This window comes from Winogradskyella psychrotolerans RS-3, from assembly GCF_000427335.1.
Taxonomy (GTDB): Bacteria; Bacteroidota; Bacteroidia; order Flavobacteriales; family Flavobacteriaceae; genus Winogradskyella; species Winogradskyella psychrotolerans.
Map to the genome: position 1 here is coordinate 109251 of NZ_ATMR01000094.1, position 19937 is coordinate 129187.

Consider the following 19937-nt stretch of genomic DNA (forward strand, 5'->3'; position numbering starts at 1 on the left):
TGGTACTAGAATCTTGACCAAAAATTATGCTACTAGAGAACACCAAAAACAAAACCAAAAACAAACTATATGTTGTACGCTGTATAAACATTATTTAATTGTAATAAATAGGTTCTGTCCTTTAATGTTTCTAGAGGCTGATACCTGATTAGATTTTAAAAATCTAATCAGTTCGCTCGCAAATCTATTTGGGTTATATGGTCGGCCAGATTCTTGATCAAAAAGCGGTATTCTCACTTGGTCAAATGCCATTGTCTTTTCTGAAATGCCAGCTAAATTAGCTCTTCCTTTATAGGCATTTTTATAAATCCAATCTTCGATAGCTTCGTTAAGAAAGTCACCTTCCCCTACTTCTGTATCAAAATCAATTTCAGCATCTTCATGCAAATTCAGTTCTATTTTAATAGCGCGTCCTATTTCTCTAATTTCATCTGTTTTTATAAGCAGCATGTTTAAGAACTCTTCTCTAATACGGTCGTAGGCTTTTTCGATTAGCTTATCGTAATCTTGAGTGTTGAATCGCCCACTGTTTTCTGATTGATTAGAAAAACTAGCTCCCGAATGGGCTTCAAAAGCTTGAAGGACCAACGTTACACTTGCGGATCCAGAATCATCAGTAGAAAGTTGTGTATCTACCTCAACATAGATATCTGCACCAGAACCAGCAATTAAATCGGCTTTAAAGTCTGCTTGTCTATCCATTTGAAAAGCACGATTAGATTCTGCAGCTCTAAGACTTGCAACGAAATCTACAGTAGTCCATCCGCGTTGATCAAAAGACTGTTTAACCATAGACATGGCAGAGCGAATGTATGGATTGTCGTCTAGGATTGATTTCACTTCTTCACCTTCCTTGGTGTAGGGTACAACCATTAATTTAGCTTGTGCCCTTTCAACTTCATCACTTCTAGTTGATGCAATCTGAGCAAACGTAGAAAAGGTTTGCAAAAAGCACATCACTAAAATTCCTGTTTTTATAATATTTGTTCTTTTAGTCATGTTTAAAATCCTATTTTATTTAAAATTTTGTTACGTTCTAAATCTCTTCTCAAAAGATTATAGTTAAGAGTAAAAGTTGACGCTGCAGTTACGCAGTTTTTAGTCTCAGTTTGACAGCCGTAATAATCAACTTTGTTGCTTGTTATGTATTGTTTGTAGCCTGATTTGTAAAACTCATCAAAGAAAGCTTTGTTCTCAGTTTCAATACGCTGTCCTTTTTGGATCATAGGGTTTTTCATGTCAGTTCCTGGGAAGCCCATGTAAAATAAATGTTGCATAGCTTTTTTATGTGCGTTAGCTTCAGCTTCAGATTCTCCTTTAAATTCATCGCTAACACCTCGTAACGTCACAATACCTTGCGTGTCATGAGCTATAAGTTCAGAAGTAGAGTATGGGTTTGTTATTTTTTGTGATCCGCAGCTTGTAGCTAGTATAGCAACAAGAATTAATAATAAGTACGTGTTTTTCATAATTGTTAAAATTTAATGGTTAATATTTGATGGGTTATTTATCTGATTAATACTCCTATTGGTTCTCCTTTTTTAATGGCTTTTTTGATGTCTTTTTGGTTATTTATTAATGTGGCCACGGAAAAGTTTTGGTCATCTACTCTAATTATCCAAGCAGACCCTACGATCTCATTTCTTTGCAAGTCTTTATCTCCAATGACAACTGTTGAGGGCTTAACAACATCTACAATTTGTCCGATTTGTATCCCTGAAGCATGGCCTGCTCCAAGTATAAACTCATCTTTTTTCTTCTTGTCCCAGCTAATGATTTGGGCTGCCATAGGGAAAAGAGATCTTGTGATTTTAATGATGTTGTCACTTAAGGGGATTAAGGCAACATTAAATGCCTCTGAGCTTGTAGGTGATGGGTCTTGTAATCGCTCTTCTTTTTCTTCTACTCGTTTAAATTCATCTTTTGAATAATAAGATTTCATCACTTTTTTAACGTCTCCACTGTATGAGATAAAAGTTGAATTTACCGTTTCAGTAGATAGAATTTCACCGGTAGAAACGTCTAGCATTCTAATTTGTACACTGATATTGGATGTCCATTTATTCTTTTTAATTTCAGAGTTGCTAATAGCAATAATACTTCCGTCAACTAAAAAGTTAGCTCCTTTTCCTAGACCATCTGCGACGGTATTATCGCTATCCATAAAAGCTTCTGTTCTTTGAAGGCTCTTTTCTTTTTCAATCTCCTCTAATTTTTCTCTATCTACTACGGTGAATCTTTTGGAGGAAACAAAGCCATTTATTACTGTTTCTTGAACTATTCTTGCTTCATTGCTGCTAATAGATGCTTCGTCATAGGACATTGGAAGAAAAGCAATAGTGGTTCTGTTTTGAGCTTTAATAGCCAAAATTGAAAACAGTAAGCATAAAAATGTAATCGTATTTTTCATATTATATTAAGTTAGAATTAATGTGGTTTAAAAAGTATTAGGATTGTTGTCCTTTCTTTTAATTGAATTGTTCTGTGTTATTAATAATTTGTTTTTCTAATTGTCTCAACTTGTTGGTGCTTTTTAGAAGATGCTTTTTTGTTGTTGGTTAGCTCTTATAATTTGCGAATTGCTAGCTATGTCAAATTTTTAATTGACTTGAAGTTTCAAAAATTTGAGTTGTGGCTTAGAATCCTTTAAGCTGAAGTGGCTTTTCATAGGGGGTGAGATTCTTTGGTTTTTTAAAAGATTTAGGTTCGTCATAATTTTTGATTTGGTGTTGGCAAATATGATTGGATTTTTCTGCAAAACTGAAAATTCAGCGGGTAGTAAGTGTGTAGTTTTGCAAACTACCTATAGGGTAGTGTTGTGTAGTTTGTTGTTTTTTAGGTGATTATCTAGTATTGGATTAAAAGCAACTATGACTTTGAAAGTGTTGTTTTGAATTTTATTTCGTGAATAATTCAATTTTTCGACTTAATTTTATCGATGAAAGCTCTTAAAAATGGGTTGTAATCACTGTTTCTTAATAATTTTTAGGTGCAAAATGGATTATTAATCTATAGGTATTATCCTTGGTTAATCTTAGATATTTAAATTAACGGTGTTTTAATTAGGGAAAGATTTATCCTGCTGGCCAGAATAACTTCTCGCATAGAGTCTGTAAAATTGTTATCATAAAAAAAAACCGCTTTTGGCGGTTTTCTTATGTTACTCTTTTATGGCAGTGTTGTATTTATTCTGTTTTAAGGCTATATAGAATTTTAATTATAGCTCATAGGTTTGACGCAGAACTATTCGATTTTTTACACCTAAAAGTTCGTAAATGGCTTTTAAGTGATATTTTACAGTGTTTTCGGAAATATAAAGTTCGCCACCAATTTCTTTATTCGTTTTTCCTTCTTGTACTAATTTAATGACTTCGAGTTGTCGTTCGGTTAAATTGTGTGATTCTAAAATAGTCTTAGGGTTATTTTTTGTGTCTATTTCGGTAGTAAGGCGTTCGACCTCTTTACGGATATATTGATTTTCATGTAATATCAATTTATTCTTTTGTTTATAAACACGTAGTAATACTAAGAGCACAATAATTAAGGTAATAACGGTTATCGAAATAACAATTAAATAAAACTGTTGTTTTTGTTTAGCTTCTAGTTCAATTTTTAATCTTTCTTGTTTGAGGCTGTTTTGTAAAGTTAAAAGCTTTTCGCTGTTGTTAGTGGCCTTGTACTCATCTCTTTTCTTAGAAACTAATTGTTGCGTTTTTAAAGCATTTTCATAATCGCCAATGTTCTCATAATGTTTAGTTAGACCTTCGTGTATGATAATATCATAGATTGGCACATTATGTTTTTCTGCATAATATAAACCTTTTTCAAAAGCTTTCATTACTTTAGTATAATCACCCAGTGTTGAGTATAGTGCTAGTTTTGCTCTATATATATTAGGTAAGTGTTTGGGGTTGTCTTGTTCTAAAATCGAAATGGCTAGGTCGTAATTCTCTTCTGCTTCTACATAATCTTCTTCCTGAAAAGCTACTGTGCCTAATACTGTATAGTAATGGGCAAGCGTTTCTCGCGTTAAGTGTTTTACTTTATTGTCAGCCAATTTTTTAAGAAGCATTGACACTTTTGATTGATCCTGCATGTCAAAATAAACAAACATTTTCTCTGCCAATATTTGTGCTTCTAATTCCTCTCTATGAATGGATGTTTTGGCTTCTGTTTCGGCTAGGTCAAGCTTATTTATGGTCATGACATAGTTATACACGCGTTTAAATGTATAGGCCATTTGTATATGAGCGTGAGCTTTGTCAAATGAATCCGACTTAGGATTTTGAATGATTTTGTCTAATTTTAATAAAGAGGTTTCATATAGTTGCTGATCATTGAGTTTGGAAATGTCGTCTTCTAGAGCAACGGGATCAATATTTTGTGCGATAATTAGAATTGGAAAGAAGTAAAAAACAATTTTTAAATAATGGTGAAGCATTAGTCGATAGGGTGGTTTAATAGTGAGCTAAATTTTAAAATAAAATTTTTAGATTAGAAACTTATCAATGGTTTTTAAATGTTTTGTACGAATTTGCTTAAAAAATCTTAAATATATATAATAATCACACTCAAAATTAATTTTTGGTGTATCAATTTTATGACGTCTCAAAAGGTATAGCTTTTAGTGTCGGTTGAGTCTGTTTCATTAGTTTCTCATCCTTAGTTCTAGAATAATCTTTTTGTTTATTAGACTGTATTTCGCTTGTAGTTTTATCGACATAATTACAAGATTGTTAGGCTTTTAATTTAGAGTGATTTGTTAAGAGGAAATAAGTTTAAAAGAACTGTAGGTGGCTGTATTCATTTTGCGGAATATTAAATATTTTTTGTGGTAATGCTGATGTGGAGTTTTTATTTATTTTAGAATATAGTGGATTTAATTTATGTGACTTTATCGAAAAGGATGTGTCTTATAAATGCTATTAATCAATAAAAAAAAGGTGCAGCAAGAAATTGGTGCCCTTTTTTTGTTTTTAAAGGTTATTTAGTTCATAAACTTTAAAGAATTTAATAAAGCAATAATGTTAACTAGGGCGCGAGTTTTCAACAGGTTATGAACATTAATTTAACGGTTAATCGGGTAATAAAAGCGTTTAGTCGGATATTCGTTAGGAATATTCAAAAATACGTGTATATTTGCAGTTCTAATTAAGTTTTGAAAACGCTTAAAAAGGAGAATTTTAATCCATTTTACTAGAGGCAAGTAATTGTCTACAAAAACGTCCCTCGTTTTAAGTTTTAGTATTGTTTTAGGTTTCCCTAAAATAGTTAATTATCCATTCCCTTCCCTCAGTGTATCGCGAAGCGTTACCGATTTTGATATTGACTAATTTTAACCCTAAATATAATACTTATGAAAACCCTAAAAATTACTTTTGCATTACTAGCTGTTTTATTATTAACAGTATCTGGAATCCAATCAGACAACGTTGCAGTTAATGATGAAGAACCTACTTACAAAGAAAAAACGAGTTATGACCTATTGGCTCATGATAAGACTAGAATAAAATTGAAAACTCAAGGATAATATAACGTTTTATTTAATAAGACTTCACAGCCCACTCATTGAGTGGGCTTTTTGCGTTAGTCTGAAACCTATCGATTATTAAAATATAGTATTGATATTTTAGTATATATTTGAGTGACTAATTAATGACTTCGTTTGGATGCGTATTTATCTTGCTTTAATTTTTTTATTCTTGTTTGGAAACGCATTTGCTCAAAAACACTATTCAAATACATACGATAGTATTTTTAAGTTAAGAAGCCTATCGTTTGATGATGATTTATCTGATAGTTTAAGGGTTGTTTATGCTAAAAAAGCGATGGTGTTATCACATAAAACTTCTGAAGACAGCACAGTTCTTAAAAGTGGAAGAAGTTTAGGTCTATTATATGATGTGTTAGGTCAAACTGATCTGTGGCGACAACAAAATAAAAATAATTTACAACTAGCGCATAAATTATCTGATACATTGGCATTAGCTGTAGCTAATCTTAATATTGGTATAGCAAAACAGTATTATGAGATTCAATATGATAGCGCATTTTATTACTACAGTGGCGCATTAAAGTATTATGATGAATTAGGCGATACAGAACTTGTGGCAACACTATATAGTTATATTGCCGAAATTCAACTAAATGAGAAAGTTTATATCAGTAGTGAAGAAAATGCAATTAAAGCATTAAGATTATATAATACGCTGCCAAAAACGGAATCTATTGTAGATGATATTTGGATTGTAAATAATCTATTAGGTCAAATATCGGGACATCTAGGTCGCTATACTGAAGCTTTAGAATATCATACTAAAGCCATTGACATAGCTAATGACATGAGAAATGGTGAACGGAACAAAACCATCTCACTTCATAATCAAGCTAACATGTATATTAAATTACATGATTATGAAAAAGCTATTGAACTTTTTAATGATCTCATTGAATTACGACCAGTTTACGAAGCGCAAGAGCCAACATTCTATCCGTTAATTATTAATAATCTTGCTTTTACTAAAGTACTTGCTGGTCATAACGATTATGATAAAATAGATAATATGTTCTATGAAGCATATAATATTAGTTCTAGTCTTGATGATGACGTAACTAAACTTGCGGTAACAATTGATTTGTCAAAATATTATAAGCATTTAGCAATTAAGGATTCCACTCTAAAATATACGGTTAAGGCTTATAATTTGGCTAAGAAAATATCGTCAACAGATATATTATTAGAATCCATGGTTCTGCTTTCTGAGTTAAAAGATGGAGAGGAAGGTAAACGGTATCTGTACGATCATATAAAGCTTACCGATAGTTTATTATATGTAGAACGAAACGTAAGAAATAAATTTGCTAGAATTGAACTCGAAACAGATCAATTGGTAGCGGAAAATAAACAAATATCTAAAGAGAATTTATATTTACTAATCTTATCTATTGGACTTTTAATTACTGCGATATTAGTTTACGTCTTAATTTCCCAACGCGCAAAGAACAGAAAGTTAAAGCTAATACAAGTACAGCAAAAAGCAAACGAAGATATCTATAACCTAATGCTAGGTCAGCAAGATAAAGTAGATGAAGCTAGGGCGAAGGAAAAAACAAGAGTGTCAAAAGAGTTGCACGATGGAGTTTTAGGAGGGCTTTTTGGAGTGCGTTTAAGCCTAGACAGCATTAATTTTAATGAAGGAAAAGAGGCGATGATGTCGCGGGCAAAGTATATTAGTCAGCTTAAAACGATAGAACATGACATTCGGAAAATATCACACGAGTTAAATACCGATTTTATATCAGGATCTAGTTTTATAGATATTGTAACCGAACTCATTGAGAACCAAACTCAAGCTTATAATTTAAAACATGAATTTGATTATACCGATGATATTCATTGGGATTTAGTGTCTAATAAAGTGAAAATTAATATTTATAGAATCATTCAAGAGTCTATGCAAAATATCTATAAACACGCCAATGCTAAAGTCATTTCAGTTTGTATTTCACTAGAAAAAGGCTTAATTTGCTTAGATATTGTAGACGACGGTTCTGGCTTTGATACTTCAAAAAGTAAAAAAGGCATTGGTTTAAAAAACATGAGTTCTCGAGTAAGTGATATCAACGGCACTATAAGCTTTACGTCGCAATCCGATACTGGTACAACAGTTAATGTAAAAATTCCCTATACAAATTAATTTCACATGGAACACATCAAAATTTTAATGGTAGACGACCATCCAATTATTATAGAAGGCTACCAGAATGTGTTAATGGCAACAAAAAAAGACAATCAAACCTTGTATATTGATACAGCTAACAATTGTGATACAGCTGTAGCTATGATAGAACGTGAATCAAAAAAATACCCATACGATGTTTGCTTTTTTGATATTAGTTTACCAGGTTCAGAAGACGGTAGATATGCTTCTGGTGAGGATTTAGCATTATTAGCAAAGCGTTTAATGCCAAGGGCCAAGATTGTAATTCTAACCATGTTTAATGAGACGTTTAGAATTCATAATATTATAAAAGAGATAGATCCAGACGGTTTTCTTATTAAAAGTGATTTAACCTCTATGGAATTGGCTGATGGTTTTCAGCAAATTTTAAAATTTCCACCTTACTATAGTAGTACGGTTAGTAACTACACTAAAAAAAGAATTTCTAGTGATATCTACGTAGATGATATAAATCGAAAAATCTTACATTTATTGTCTCAAGGCATAAAAACTAAAAGTCTCAATGAATATATAGACATTTCTACAAGTGCCATTGAAAAACGTAAAAAACAGCTTAAAATTTTGTTCTCTATTGATGACGGAAAGGATGAAACCTTGCTAAAAGAAGCAAGAGAAAAGGGTTATTTGTAATAAAAGTAGAGAAATATCGTATTTTATACGGTTTTTAAAACCTTTGAAACCACCGTTAATTAAGGGAATTACGGTTTTTCCACAGCAAGTGTACGGTTTTTCCACAGCAAAAAGTTAAATGACTTCAATATATTTACACCTGTCAGCAAGAGTTAATTAATCCCTTATTAAGTATTTGTTGAATTAATAGCAAGAAAATTAAACCTAATCACATAGTATGTGGCTAGGTTTTTTTCTATTAAAGGAGGTTCGAAACAGATTAATACCAGCTTACATTGTGTTCCGATAATTTCACAATAAAAAAGCCTAAGTAAATTATAGCCACAATAAATTTTAAAAAGGTAGATGCTATAAATCCTAAGAACGATCCAAAAGCAGCTTTCAATGCTTTATTAAAATCATTGCGATGCATCATTTCTCCAATAAGTGCACCAACAAAAGGGCCAATTATAATACCAAACGGAATAGGTGAGAACAACCCAATAACCAAACCTAAGGTCGTCCCAATCATTCCAGCTTTACTACCACCAAATCGTTTGGTGCCGATAGCAGGAATAATATAATCTAAGACATAAATAAAAACAGCAAATACTAGAGTGACAATTAAAAAGGTCTGACTCAATTCTACGCCTTCCGTAAAATGAAGCACCAAAAGGCCTGCCCAACTCGTAAGTGGTCCAGGTAGTACGGGAAGAAAACTACCTAGAATACCTAATATCATTAAAAGTAGTGCTATACACACTATAAATAGTTCCATTTCAAAAAATTAAATTCATTAATAGGACGCATTAAGTAAGCTATTGTTACAATTATATAACTAAACAATTAGTTTCAACTAATTATTTAGTTATCTTTGTGATGAGTTAATCTAAAAAATGGAGTTCTATGAAGCAGCTGACGAAAGCAGAAGAGGAAATTATGCAAACCTTATGGCAGCTTAAAAAAGCCAATGTAAAATCTATAATTGAAATGTTACCAGAGCCTAAGCCTGCTTATAATACGGTGTCTACAATCGTAAGAATTTTAGAAAGTAAAGGTTTTGTAAACTATGAGAAAAAAGGAAAAGGCCATGTGTATTTTCCTATAGTTGCTAAGGAATCTTACAGTAACCAATCCATAAATAAATTAGTGGATAATTATTTTCAAGGGTCTTTTAAAAGTATGGTGTCATTTTTTGTTCAGAAGAATGATGTAGATGTCAAAGACATTGAAATTTTACTCGATGAAATAAATAAAAACAAACCGCAGTAGGTCTTTTGTTTAAAAATTGAACTGTACATAATTTACAAGGTTCAATGAGAGCATTAAAAAAATAAATAGTAACGAATTAAATAATTATGCTGTATTCTATTCTTCAAATTATCGCATTTCAAGCCTTGTTTTTATTGATATACGATTTGTTTTTAAAGCGAGAAACCTTCTTTAATTATAACAGAGCGTATTTAATTATTACATCGGTTTTATCACTTGTATTACCATTTCTTAAATTTCCTCAACTAAAAACGATGGCAACTAAGGATATGGTTATTCACTTACCAGAAGTGTTTATTGGTACAAAACCGCCAACGGATTATGATATACAAATTGCAGAACAAGCAGGTATTATTTTAGAGCAACCACAAACCTCAATTTGGCAAATAATTGCAGTAACGGGTATCGCGATAGCATCATTGATTTTTCTAGCTAAAATCACCAAATTATATTGGTTAAAACATAAAAATCCAAAACGATGGAAAGGCAATGTTCTTATTGTTAAGCTCATAAAAAGTAGTGCTGCATTTTCATTTTTCAACACCATATTTTTAGGAGAACATATTTCAGAGTCTGAAAAACCAACGATTTATAAGCATGAGCTGGTACATATTGAAGAATACCATACGGTAGATTTATTGTTCTTCGAATTGCTTAGAGTTGTGTTTTGGTTTAATCCTTTGGTCTATATCTATCAAAATAGAATCAAAGAATTACACGAATATATCGCCGACGCCAAAGCGGTAAAACAAAGCGGTAAAGTCGATTATTATACAAGTTTACTCAATCAGGTTTTAGATGTTAATCAGGTGTCTTTTACCAATACATTTTTCAACAAATCATTAATCAAAAAACGAATCGCTATGTTACAAAAATCAAAATCAAAACAGCTTCATCTTCTTAAGTATGCACTATTAATTCCTATGGTTTTTGGGATGTTAATTTATACATCTACAGAAGTTAGAGCGCAGCAAAAAACAGTGCAACAAGAGCAAGTTGCAGATCAAGAGTTAACAGATGCAGAATTAATTAAAAAGTACTATAATAAAATGGTCACCATGAAAAAAAATGGAGCGACATTTTTTGAAATCTCTGATTTTGCTGGGATTAATACATATGACTCAGGTAAATATTTGCTTTCTAGAACAGAATTCTTAAAGATGAAAGCTCATGGACAATATATTTCCGACGGTATAATTCAAAGAAAATCGGAAGAAGGTACACTTACTCAGAAAGATATTAATACTGTAAGTTTAATGCGATTAGATAAGTTTGAAACTTATGCAGATTTTAAGGCGTTTAAAAATACAAAAGCAGAAAAAGAACGATGGGAATCAAACACCCAAGATGGTATTTTAAAACTTTATGTTGAAGATGTTGGAAACAAAACAGATGAAGAAACCAAGCGTTTTAATGGGTTGTTGAAACAATTAGAAAACGACGATTTTTTTAATAAACTCGTAGTAACAGACGGTAGTTCAACTTTAGTATTAGATTCATATATTTCAAATGATGGTGTCGAAATAATTAAAGAAGAGGTTGAAATTGTGGAAGTCCCATTCTCAGTAGTAGAAGAAACACCAACAACAATTGATTGTCAAGATTTAGAAAGCAATAAAGAACGAAAAGACTGTTTTAGTAGTTTTGTGAACAAGCATATTGGTAAAAACTTTAATACAAGTATAGGAGATAGTTTGAGTCCTGGTAGAAAACGAATTTTTGTGCAGTTTAAAATTGACACCGATGGTAGTGTTAAAGATATTGTAGCTAGAGGCCCAAGTCCAGAATTAGAAACAGAAGCCAAACGTGTTTTAGCAACCTTGCCTCAGTTTATTCCAGGGAAACAAAAAGGAAAAGTGGTAGTGGTCCCTTTTTCTGTGCCCATTGTTTTTCAGGTTCAAGCAGATGCTAATTCGCAAGAATATAATGAGTTGGTTGCTCAGCGCGATAGTATTTTAAAGCTTTCCACAAATAAAAACCCAATGGTTGAGCAATTAAATCAACAGATTAATGAATTAAAGACCAATAAAAAGGTGTTGTCTATTGAAGACATGGAAAAGTATGCAGAAGAAAGGGTAGCTGCTAAAAAGAGGCGTTTAAATGGGGCAATTCCTTTTAGTGAGGTGGAAGTTGTTCCCATTCATCCCGATTGTAAATCTATTTCTAACGATGCGGAACAAAAAGATTGTTTAGCTAGCGCTATTAATAAGCTAGTTGGTAAAAATTTTAATACCAATTTAGCAAATTCTTTAGGTTTACCAGCAGGTCAAAAACGAATTTACGCGCAGTTTATAATAGATAAAACAGGCCATGTTACTAGCATTACTGCCAGAGGACCACACCCAAAATTGGAAGCGGAAACGATTAGAGTTTTAAACTTATTACCAAATTTTACTCCTGCTAAAAAAGGAGGTGAAGATGTAGCTGTATCGTATGCTTTACCAATTGTTTTTCAAATTCATGATTCAAAAAAAGACTAATAATTACTTATGAAATTAATTTTAGGGTTCTTGTGTTGTGTTTTTGTGATCCATTTAAATGCTCAAAATATAAAAGCGGAAGCAGATCATCTCTATGTGAATGGTAATTTTTCCAAAGCCATTGATGCGTATAAAACACTTCCTAATTTAGATGCGGTTTACGATGATATTGCAAAAGCGTATATAGCGATAGGTAATTATGGTGAAGCTTTAAATAATTATGAAAAAGCAATACGAGCCAATGCAGATGACCTTCTGTTACAGTATGAATATGCAAAATTATTAGCAAGAACTAAACATTATAAAGATGCCAATCAGCGATTTTTAAACTTAATTGCATCCGATAGCTTAAACCCTAATTACTATTATGAACTAGGTGTGGTTTTAGAAAAGCAAAAGGACACTACCGCATTACAACAATTTGAGAAAACATTTATACTTGATGAAACGCACCAAAAGGCCATTTTTAAGATTTCGAAACATCATTTAATAAAACGTAATTTTATTGAGGCACATGGTTATATAGATCGCGGTTTAGAAAGTTATGAAAATAATGTAGAGCTTATCAGTTTAAAAGCGCAAACCTATTACCATCAAGACTATTATACACATGCCGTTGTTTGGTTTAATAAATTGTTAGATTTAGGTGAGAAATCGGAGTTTATTCACGAGAAATTAAGTCTGAGTTATGCGCAAAATTCAGATTATAAAGATGCTATTTTTCACAGGAAACAAGCCTTAAAATATAGCCCAAATGATGCGAATGCTATTTTTGTGATTGGTGCGTATTACCAGAGTTTAAGTGATTTTGAAATGGCTGAAGAATATATCACAAAGGCTTTATTATTGAAAGATCTTCCACTTTCAGATGAGTACCAACGTTTAGGTACTATTTTTAATCGCCAGAAAAAATATGACCAAGCGATTAAAGCCTTTCAAAAATCGTTAAAAGAAGATCCTACTAATATGATGTCTGAGTTTTTCTTACTGAGAACAAAAGATGAATATTATGCCGATGTTGACAGTAAAATTAAGCTGTACGAGCAATTTATTGAAAAGAATACAAAAAGTCCATTTTTGGGCTATGCTGAAGGCCGACTCAAAGAATTAAAGGAGGAAAAGTTTTTAGAAGGAGACTGAAATTTCCAATACGAAATACAACCAACACCATTGTCATTTTTATTGTCTAAAAGCGAAGCTGTCTAGCCTCATTTTGAATAAAATATCGTACTTTTCGCTATTAGAATGCTAGTAATGAATCGAATTGTTTGTCTTTTAATCTTGCTTATCGTAACCTCTTGCGATTATTTTGAAAAGAAGAAAGTTTATCCTGAAGAGCTTCTTGAGGAGGAGCTGCAAACTTTTAATTGGAATGAAGTGGATACCTATCCAACATTTACCAATTGCGAAACTTTATCGGAAAAAGAAGAGCGAAAAATCTGTTTTCAAAACACCTTAATTGGTAACGTTAATCACTATTTAGAATCGCAAAACTTAGTAGTTTCTAATGATGTTAATGATACAATTATACTCAAAATAAAAATTGATCGCATGGGGTTTTTAGAAGTAGAATCTATAAATATGCATCCCGAAACTGTTCAAGAAATCCCTAAGATTGATAGTCTGCTACGTCAGAGTTTAAAAGGTATTCCTAAAATATATCCAGCTATTAAAAGAAACCAACAAGTTACTACAGCTTTTGAGTTGCCAGTGATTGTTAGAATTAATTAAAATCGAGGTAGTCATAGGTTAACTAAAAGTAATCCAAGCTATTATTTAGCAAACCGTCTACCTTTCCATTCATATGATTTAAAGAAAGATAATAAGGCGATAGAGACGTTAAAAATCGGATATAAAAGACTTGAAAACACGTAAGAAAATAAAAGTATTTCCTGTTTGAAAAAACGAGTTGTTTTAAATAGTAATAAGAAGTCAATACTCCATTTAATTATAAATAAAGCAATCGCTACGTTCAAGGTTGTAACATTGAAGTAAAGGGCTGGGATTAATCCTAAACAGACCAAATTCCCTAATAAAACGACTAATCCAACGACTTTAGTAAACCAATAGGTATTATGGCGTGTTTTAGAAGCCCAACGCAAACGTTGTTGAATTAAATTTTTACTATTCTTTGCTGGATTTGTGGTTACAATCGCGTTATTAGATTTTAAGTAATGGACTTTTTTGGCATCTTGTTTTATGAATTTTTCAAGAAGAAACACATCATCTCCACTGGCGATAGTATCGTTGCCTTCAAAACCGTTAACCGAAACAAATAGAGATTTACGATAGGCAAAATTAGCACCATTACACATCAAGGGTTTCTCAATACCAAAGCTACCGATAGTTGCGCCTTGTAAGCTTAAAAAATCTAAGGTTTGAAAGCGATTTAAAAATGATTGTTTTCCATGATACGTCACAGGAGCAACGATACAATTTGAGCTTTTTAATTGAATAGATTCATCAAAAGTATCGAGCCAAAATTTTGGAAGGATGCAATCCGCATCTGTAGTCACAATCCAATTAAATTTTGAAACTTTAATCGCAGATGTAATCGCATCTTTTTTTGGCGAGTTTGATGCTCTTTCATTTTTAATAACTAGAATATCAAGTTGACCAAAGTCTACAGACTTATCTTTAATTAGCCTATCAATTATGGAAGCTGAACCATCTTCAGAATCATCATCAACTAAAATGATTTCAAACATAGACTTCGGATAATTCAATTTTGAAATAGAATCTAATAATTCGGGAAGGTTTTTAGCTTCATTTCTAAACGGAACAATAACAGAGAATTTCGTTTTAGGAGGTAAATCTTGTAGTTTAAAATCATCAACCTTATCAAAACCATAGCTTAGCCAACCTATAATAAATAGATACATAATTATGATAAAAATGAATAAAAATGTTAGCATTATTCTACCGGTTTTGGAAGTTTAAAATTAAGCACAAAATAACTTCCAAAGATACTCGGAATTACAAAATTGAGCAGCCACATTAAGGTTGTCGTAGATAAAACAATAAACTCATTTACATCTAGGTAACTAAACAAAAATATAGCGATGCTGCCTTTTACTACCACATCAAAAATTGAAATAGTAGGTAAAATTGAAGCCAATACATACATACTCGTTATAATCAACATAGCATCGTAATACGTAATCTCTATACCAAATACAGTTAGCAGATAGTAAAATTGAAATGAAAATATAAGATATCTAATCAAAGAGAATAACAGATTTAAACTATGCGCTTTTATTGGAATTGATTTTATAAAATGAATAATAGAAGCGAAGGCAAACCCTTTTATTTAAAACGTTTTGGGTTATGCTAAAGAACACTAACAATCCAAGCGCTATAATTAGGACTCCGATACCTGCTATTTTATAAAAATTAATAGCAATTGGATAACGGTTTATAAAAAGTAGTAAACCGATAGCACCCAAAAGCATCGTTATGGTCATCTGTGCCATATTACCCAAGAGGTTGAGTAATACAATTTTTGTTCTAAATGGTTTAGCGTAGTAAATCGCTTTTGCACCATAATCACCAATACGATTTGGTGTTATTAATGATGCTGTTAAGCCTCCTAAACTTTGTTCTAATGCTGATTTAAAGGAAATAGGCTTTATAATTGTTACTAGATGTTGCCATTTAAGAATTTCAAAAAACCAATTAAAACTGCTTAAAAGGATTAGAATAAGGCTATTTTTTACTGAAAAAACGTCATTTTCATTTAAAAAAGCGACAAATTTGTTGAATTCTAAATTTTCGTTTTGAACAATTTTGGAATACATAAAACAAAATGCACTAACAACAATACTCAACTTAATAAGCACAAATAAGAATTGTTTAATTTTGTAGGGTACATTGTAACGCATACTACAAATAAAATCAAAAACTAACAGATGCAATACTATTTTAAACAATACCTTTTCGTTTTTATTATCGTTTTTATAACGTTTAATAGTCAGGCGCAATTGAAAGACACTGCGAAGTGGAAAGCCCTTTTTGCTGTTGGTTTTAATTATCCAACAACAGATGGATTTGTAAAAAGTTCTTATGCGAAGCCTGTGAATTTTCCGACAATTAATTTAGGGATTCAACATAAGCTAACACCGCAATACGGGGTAAAATTAGATTTTGGTTTTAATCGCTTTAAAAATGCTGATGACACACCAGAATTTAAAATAAATTATACAAGAATTAATGCGCAATTTGTGTATGATCCTACGGAATATCTAACGTTTTTACCAATGAGATTACGTACGGTTGCACATGCAGGTCCAGGTGTGTCTTTTGTAAAACCATTAGGAACATTGGGAGATAATAAACAGACTTTTGTAAACCTTTTAGCCGGTTTAGAAGTACACTATGCTATTAATGAAAAAGTCTCAGTGTATACAGATGTCTCTTATATCTATGGTTTAACATCTTTAGAGGATTATAATCCTGTTTTAAATGGTTTAGGTGCTTTTAATGGTAGTGTTTTTAACCTTACCTTTGGCTTGGCAGTCGCGTTAGATGGTTGCCGATACTGTAATTAAAAGCATGAGTAAAGAAAAATTATTTTAGGTATTGATCCTGGTACTACAATTATGGGTTTTGGACTCATAAAGGTGATTGGTAAGAAAATGGAATTTCTGCAACTTAATGAACTTATGTTAAAAAAGTACGATGATCATTATCTTAAGCTCAAACTCATTTTTGAACGTACCATAGAGCTTATCGATACCTATCATCCAGATGAAATTGCAATTGAAGCTCCTTTCTTTGGTAAAAATGTACAAAGTATGCTCAAATTAGGACGCGCACAAGGTGTGGCTATGGCAGCAGGTTTGTCTCGCGAAGTTCCGATTACAGAATACGCTCCCAAAAAGATTAAAATGGCAATTACCGGAAATGGAAATGCCAGTAAAGAGCAAGTCGCTAAAATGTTACAAAGCATGTTAGGTCTTAAAACGATCCCTAAGAACTTAGATTCTATGGATGGTTTAGCAGCAGCTGTTTGTCATTTTTATAATGAAGGTAGAATTGAGGTTGGGAAGAGTTATTCTGGTTGGGGTGCTTTTGTGAAGCAGAATGAAGATAGAGTAAAGAAATAACCATTGTCATTCCTGCGAAGGCAGGAATCCACTTATTATGAAAACTGTTTTCTGTTTTATGTTAGACTAATGAGATGTAATAATCCTTCCAAACAAAAAACTAAAATGAGCGGTATCTACATCCACATACCATTTTGCAAGCAAGCGTGTCATTATTGCGACTTTCATTTTTCAACATCCATGAAGAAAAAGGATGATCTCATTCCTGCCTTAGCTAAAGAATTGGAACTCAGAAAAGATGAATTCATAAATACAATAGTTGAAACTATTTATTTTGGAGGCGGAACACCTAGTTTATTAACTAATAAAGAATTAGAGTTTTTAATTGATGCGGTTTATAAAACTTATAACGTTTCAGACCACCCAGAAATTACGCTTGAAGCCAATCCAGATGATTTATCTCAAGAACGCATCATAGAGCTCTCTAAAAGTCCAATCAATAGGCTATCTATCGGTATTCAATCGTTTTTTGAAAGTGATTTAAAACTGATGAATCGTGCACACAATGCTAATGAAGCAAAATCGTGTTTAGAAGAAGCAACGAAGCATTTCGATAATATTTCTTTAGATTTAATTTACGGAATTCCGGGAGCTTCAAACGCACAGTGGTTAGAGAATATAGAAATGGCTTTAAGTTTTGGAGTGCCTCATATTTCGAGTTATGCTTTAACCGTTGAGCCTAAAACAGCTTTAGCATCTTTCATTAAAAAAGGTATTATTGATAATGTAGATGATGAGCAAGCACATGATCAATTTCATATGTTGAAAGACAAATTGGAGGCTTCAGGATTTGTACATTATGAATTGTCTAATTTTGGAAAAGACGGTTATTTTAGTAAAAACAATTCAGCCTATTGGCAAGGAAAATCCTATTTGGGAATTGGACCTTCAGCACATTCATTTAATGGAAAACAACGCGGTTGGAATGTGAGTAATAATGCAAAATATATAAAGTCCATTGAGCAAAACGAATTACCGATAGAAATTGAAACCTTAACACATACAGATCAATACAACGAGTATGTAATGACTGGTTTACGAACTGTTTGGGGAGTAGCATTAGATAGGGTTGAAACTGATTTTGGTATGGATTTTAAAGATTACTTAATTGAACAATCAGAAATTTTTATAAATCAACAATTATTGTATATTGATGATAAGCATTTACGTGTCACAACGAAGGGACAATTTTTATGTGATGGTATTGCTTCAGAACTTTTTAAACTTAATTAAATTTGATAGCAACAATACAATACAAATCGAAAAAATTAAAAATAGATTTATCTCTACCTTTAGATCTTTCAATTCCTATTACCGGAAAATCAACTAATGTTAATGCCTGGTATTTAGATCCTCCAAAAATAACTCCTGAAGTTATAGATGGTGAAATAATTAGCGTTGCTAATGGAGCGGTTGTAAATTTTAATACGATAAGTTTTAACCCGCATTCGCATGGTACGCATACGGAGACCGTTGGTCATATCACAGAAGAAATGTATTCTATAAATCAGTATTTAAAACAATTTTTCTTTTTGGCTGAGGTGGTCACTGTGGCGCCAGAAAAGCTAGGTGATGATTATGTGATTTCTAGAAAACAATTACAATTTGCCTTAGGAAATAAAAAACGCGATGCTCTTGTGATTAGAACGATGCCAAATACGCGAGAGAAATTTTCTAGACAATACTCAAATACCAATCCAACGTATTTATTAGAAGATGCTGCAGATTATCTAAAAAGTAAAGACATTAAACATTTACTTATCGATTTGCCAAGTGTAGACAAAGAGCAAGATGGAGGTGAACTTTTAGCACATAATGCGTTTTGGAATACAAGCGGAAAATTACGTTTAGATGCTACAATAACAGAGTTTATCTATGTGTCTAATAAAATTAAAGACGGTAAATATATGCTTAACCTTCAAATTGCACCTTTTGAAAATGATGCAAGCCCAAGTAAACCTATTTTATATAAAATAATAGAGTAATTACAAGTGACTATAAGCTTAGGTAAGTGTCACATATTTAGATCCATATGGAAACATTTTTTATAATTATCATTAGTATTCTTGTTACTTTAGTTTTAGTGACTGTTTACGAACAATGGAAAACCAAAAAGGTGACTAATGAGCAATCTATATTGCTGCTAGACAAAATAAAACGTGTTTGTAAGTTTGTAACGGTAGAAGGAGATTTTGCTGAAATTTATCATTATGAGGATGTAAAAGCGAAGTTTCTAAAACTAATCTCTAGTCGAAAAAAGGCCTTAGTTGTAATTAAAGCAAAAGCACATGTGGGATTTGATTTAAGTAAAATTGAAATGAGTTCAAATGCTAAAACAAAAACCGTAGTATTATCTCATTTTCCCCAACCTGAAGTGCTTTCTATTGAAAGTGATATCAATTATTACGACAAAAAAGACGGTATGTTTAATCGGTTTGAGGCTGCGGATCTAACAGATTTGCATACCAAAGCAAAGGCGCATATTATGGATAAAGTTCCAGAAAGTGGTTTATATACTATTGCGAAACAAGAAGCTTTAGAAGCCATTCATCTTATTGAAAATCTAGTAGAAACGATAGGTTGGACATTAGACTATTCAGCGTTGAAGATTGAAGGAGGAGACGATAAGAAATTGTTGAAATAATTCTATAATATTCTACGTTTAATATTTGGTCGACATTTATAAGGTAAAAGGCATGATTTCAATGGGTTAATTGTTTAAATTTAAA

Annotated in this window: 20 protein-coding genes; 12 read left to right on the forward strand and 8 right to left on the reverse strand. The window is 32.0% G+C overall.

The features are described from left to right. Window positions 1–90: 90 nt before the first annotated feature. The 4 genes from ADIWIN_RS08325 to ADIWIN_RS21855 form a co-directional block, all read right to left on the reverse strand. Window positions 91–999, reverse strand: coding sequence for a DUF6175 family protein (locus ADIWIN_RS08325; RefSeq protein WP_020898228.1), 909 nt, complete (start codon window positions 997–999; stop codon window positions 91–93). A 2-nt stretch (window positions 1000–1001) separates the two neighbouring features. After that, complete coding sequence (locus ADIWIN_RS08330; protein ID WP_020898229.1) at window positions 1002–1469, reverse strand: hypothetical protein; 468 nt, start codon at window positions 1467–1469, stop codon at window positions 1002–1004. A gap of 38 nt (window positions 1470–1507) precedes the next feature. Next, complete coding sequence (locus ADIWIN_RS08335) at window positions 1508–2410, reverse strand: CsgG/HfaB family protein (RefSeq protein ID WP_020898230.1); 903 nt, start codon at window positions 2408–2410, stop codon at window positions 1508–1510. An 807-nt stretch (window positions 2411–3217) separates the two neighbouring features. Continuing rightward, on the reverse strand, window positions 3218–4441 hold the full coding sequence (locus tag ADIWIN_RS21855; protein WP_020898231.1) for a helix-turn-helix domain-containing protein: 1224 nt from the start codon (window positions 4439–4441) through the stop codon (window positions 3218–3220). Window positions 4442–5356: 915 nt separating this feature from the next. Here ADIWIN_RS21855 and ADIWIN_RS20510 point away from each other — a divergent pair. The 3 genes from ADIWIN_RS20510 (at window position 5357) to ADIWIN_RS08350 (ending at window position 8372) form a co-directional block, all read left to right on the forward strand. Next, the gene (locus ADIWIN_RS20510) at window positions 5357–5530 is read left to right on the forward strand and encodes a hypothetical protein (protein WP_020898233.1); all 174 of its coding nucleotides are present in this window, start codon (window positions 5357–5359) and stop codon (window positions 5528–5530) included. Between the two features lie 172 nt (window positions 5531–5702). Beyond that, entirely contained in the window at window positions 5703–7697 is a 1995-nt protein-coding gene (locus tag ADIWIN_RS08345; protein WP_020898234.1) for an ATP-binding protein, read from the forward strand. 6 nt (window positions 7698–7703) lie between these two features. Then, window positions 7704–8372: a response regulator gene (locus ADIWIN_RS08350; protein WP_040756740.1), complete on the forward strand. Its 669-nt coding sequence runs from the start codon at window positions 7704–7706 to the stop codon at window positions 8370–8372. 259 nt (window positions 8373–8631) lie between these two features. On the opposite strand, the gene ADIWIN_RS08355 is transcribed toward ADIWIN_RS08350, so the two are convergent. Next, the gene (locus ADIWIN_RS08355) at window positions 8632–9129 is read right to left on the reverse strand and encodes a DUF456 domain-containing protein (protein WP_040756742.1); all 498 of its coding nucleotides are present in this window, start codon (window positions 9127–9129) and stop codon (window positions 8632–8634) included. A 128-nt stretch (window positions 9130–9257) separates the two neighbouring features. Between ADIWIN_RS08355 and ADIWIN_RS08360 the strand changes: the two genes are divergently transcribed. The 4 genes from ADIWIN_RS08360 to ADIWIN_RS08375 all read left to right on the forward strand — a co-directional run bounded on the left by ADIWIN_RS08360 (window position 9258) and on the right by ADIWIN_RS08375 (window position 13834). Beyond that, entirely contained in the window at window positions 9258–9623 is a 366-nt protein-coding gene (locus ADIWIN_RS08360; RefSeq protein WP_020898237.1) for a BlaI/MecI/CopY family transcriptional regulator, read from the forward strand. An 86-nt stretch (window positions 9624–9709) separates the two neighbouring features. Beyond that, window positions 9710–12103, forward strand: a complete 2394-nt coding sequence (locus ADIWIN_RS19530) for a M56 family metallopeptidase (protein ID WP_020898238.1) — start codon at window positions 9710–9712, stop codon at window positions 12101–12103. Window positions 12104–12112: 9 nt separating this feature from the next. Further along, entirely contained in the window at window positions 12113–13243 is a 1131-nt protein-coding gene (locus ADIWIN_RS08370) for a tetratricopeptide repeat protein (RefSeq protein ID WP_020898239.1), read from the forward strand. A 114-nt stretch (window positions 13244–13357) separates the two neighbouring features. Continuing rightward, entirely contained in the window at window positions 13358–13834 is a 477-nt protein-coding gene (locus ADIWIN_RS08375) for a hypothetical protein (protein ID WP_020898240.1), read from the forward strand. 41 nt (window positions 13835–13875) lie between these two features. On the opposite strand, the gene ADIWIN_RS08380 is transcribed toward ADIWIN_RS08375, so the two are convergent. Genes ADIWIN_RS08380 through ADIWIN_RS21290 form a run of 3 tightly spaced genes read right to left on the reverse strand, consistent with a single transcriptional unit; the run spans window position 13876 to window position 16032 of the window. Beyond that, window positions 13876–15018 carry a glycosyltransferase family 2 protein gene (locus tag ADIWIN_RS08380; protein ID WP_040756743.1) on the reverse strand — a complete coding sequence of 381 codons (1143 nt, stop codon included), beginning with the start codon at window positions 15016–15018 and terminating at the stop codon, window positions 13876–13878. Further along, window positions 15018–15329, reverse strand: coding sequence for a hypothetical protein (locus tag ADIWIN_RS21285; RefSeq protein ID WP_235047063.1), 312 nt, complete (start codon window positions 15327–15329; stop codon window positions 15018–15020). The genes ADIWIN_RS08380 and ADIWIN_RS21285 overlap by 1 nt, the downstream gene beginning before the upstream one ends. A 19-nt stretch (window positions 15330–15348) precedes the next feature. Continuing rightward, window positions 15349–16032, reverse strand: a complete 684-nt coding sequence (locus ADIWIN_RS21290; RefSeq protein WP_235047065.1) for a hypothetical protein — start codon at window positions 16030–16032, stop codon at window positions 15349–15351. Between ADIWIN_RS21290 and ADIWIN_RS08390 the strand changes: the two genes are divergently transcribed. The 5 genes from ADIWIN_RS08390 to ADIWIN_RS08410 all read left to right on the forward strand — a co-directional run bounded on the left by ADIWIN_RS08390 (window position 16012) and on the right by ADIWIN_RS08410 (window position 19852). Beyond that, complete coding sequence (locus ADIWIN_RS08390; RefSeq protein WP_020898244.1) at window positions 16012–16650, forward strand: hypothetical protein; 639 nt, start codon at window positions 16012–16014, stop codon at window positions 16648–16650. The genes ADIWIN_RS21290 and ADIWIN_RS08390 overlap by 21 nt on opposite strands. 18 nt (window positions 16651–16668) lie before the next feature. Continuing rightward, the gene (ruvC, locus tag ADIWIN_RS08395) at window positions 16669–17208 is read left to right on the forward strand and encodes a crossover junction endodeoxyribonuclease RuvC (protein WP_040756744.1); all 540 of its coding nucleotides are present in this window, start codon (window positions 16669–16671) and stop codon (window positions 17206–17208) included. Between the two features lie 105 nt (window positions 17209–17313). Further along, window positions 17314–18441 (forward strand): radical SAM family heme chaperone HemW, encoded by a 1128-nt coding sequence (hemW, locus tag ADIWIN_RS08400; RefSeq protein ID WP_040756762.1) that lies wholly within the window; start codon window positions 17314–17316, stop codon window positions 18439–18441. Window positions 18442–18443: 2 nt separating this feature from the next. Then, window positions 18444–19193: a cyclase family protein gene (locus ADIWIN_RS08405; RefSeq protein WP_020898247.1), complete on the forward strand. Its 750-nt coding sequence runs from the start codon at window positions 18444–18446 to the stop codon at window positions 19191–19193. Window positions 19194–19240: 47 nt separating this feature from the next. Further along, a complete protein-coding gene (locus tag ADIWIN_RS08410; protein ID WP_020898248.1) occupies window positions 19241–19852 on the forward strand; it encodes a DUF4230 domain-containing protein in 612 nt (203 codons plus the stop codon). The last annotated feature ends 85 nt before the right edge of the window (window positions 19853–19937 follow it).

Excerpts from the sequence above, each read along its gene's own strand:
- ADIWIN_RS08325 (WP_020898228.1), bottom strand. The coding sequence starts at position 999 with ATGACTAAAAGAACAAATATTATAAAAACAGGAATTTTAGTGATGTGC.
- ADIWIN_RS08330 (WP_020898229.1), bottom strand. The coding sequence starts at position 1,469 with ATGAAAAACACGTACTTATTATTAATTCTTGTTGCTATACTAGCTACA.
- ADIWIN_RS08335 (WP_020898230.1), bottom strand. The coding sequence starts at position 2,410 with ATGAAAAATACGATTACATTTTTATGCTTACTGTTTTCAATTTTGGCT.
- ADIWIN_RS21855 (WP_020898231.1), bottom strand. The coding sequence starts at position 4,441 with ATGCTTCACCATTATTTAAAAATTGTTTTTTACTTCTTTCCAATTCTA.
- ADIWIN_RS20510 (WP_020898233.1), top strand. The coding sequence starts at position 5,357 with ATGAAAACCCTAAAAATTACTTTTGCATTACTAGCTGTTTTATTATTA.
- ADIWIN_RS08350 (WP_040756740.1), top strand. The coding sequence starts at position 7,704 with ATGGAACACATCAAAATTTTAATGGTAGACGACCATCCAATTATTATA.
- ADIWIN_RS08355 (WP_040756742.1), bottom strand. The coding sequence starts at position 9,129 with ATGGAACTATTTATAGTGTGTATAGCACTACTTTTAATGATATTAGGT.
- ADIWIN_RS08360 (WP_020898237.1), top strand. The coding sequence starts at position 9,258 with ATGAAGCAGCTGACGAAAGCAGAAGAGGAAATTATGCAAACCTTATGG.
- ADIWIN_RS19530 (WP_020898238.1), top strand. The coding sequence starts at position 9,710 with ATGCTGTATTCTATTCTTCAAATTATCGCATTTCAAGCCTTGTTTTTA.
- ADIWIN_RS08370 (WP_020898239.1), top strand. The coding sequence starts at position 12,113 with ATGAAATTAATTTTAGGGTTCTTGTGTTGTGTTTTTGTGATCCATTTA.
- ADIWIN_RS08375 (WP_020898240.1), top strand. The coding sequence starts at position 13,358 with ATGAATCGAATTGTTTGTCTTTTAATCTTGCTTATCGTAACCTCTTGC.
- ADIWIN_RS08380 (WP_040756743.1), bottom strand. The coding sequence starts at position 15,018 with ATGCTAACATTTTTATTCATTTTTATCATAATTATGTATCTATTTATT.
- ADIWIN_RS08390 (WP_020898244.1), top strand. The coding sequence starts at position 16,012 with ATGCAATACTATTTTAAACAATACCTTTTCGTTTTTATTATCGTTTTT.
- hemW (WP_040756762.1), top strand. The coding sequence starts at position 17,314 with ATGAGCGGTATCTACATCCACATACCATTTTGCAAGCAAGCGTGTCAT.
- ADIWIN_RS08410 (WP_020898248.1), top strand. The coding sequence starts at position 19,241 with ATGGAAACATTTTTTATAATTATCATTAGTATTCTTGTTACTTTAGTT.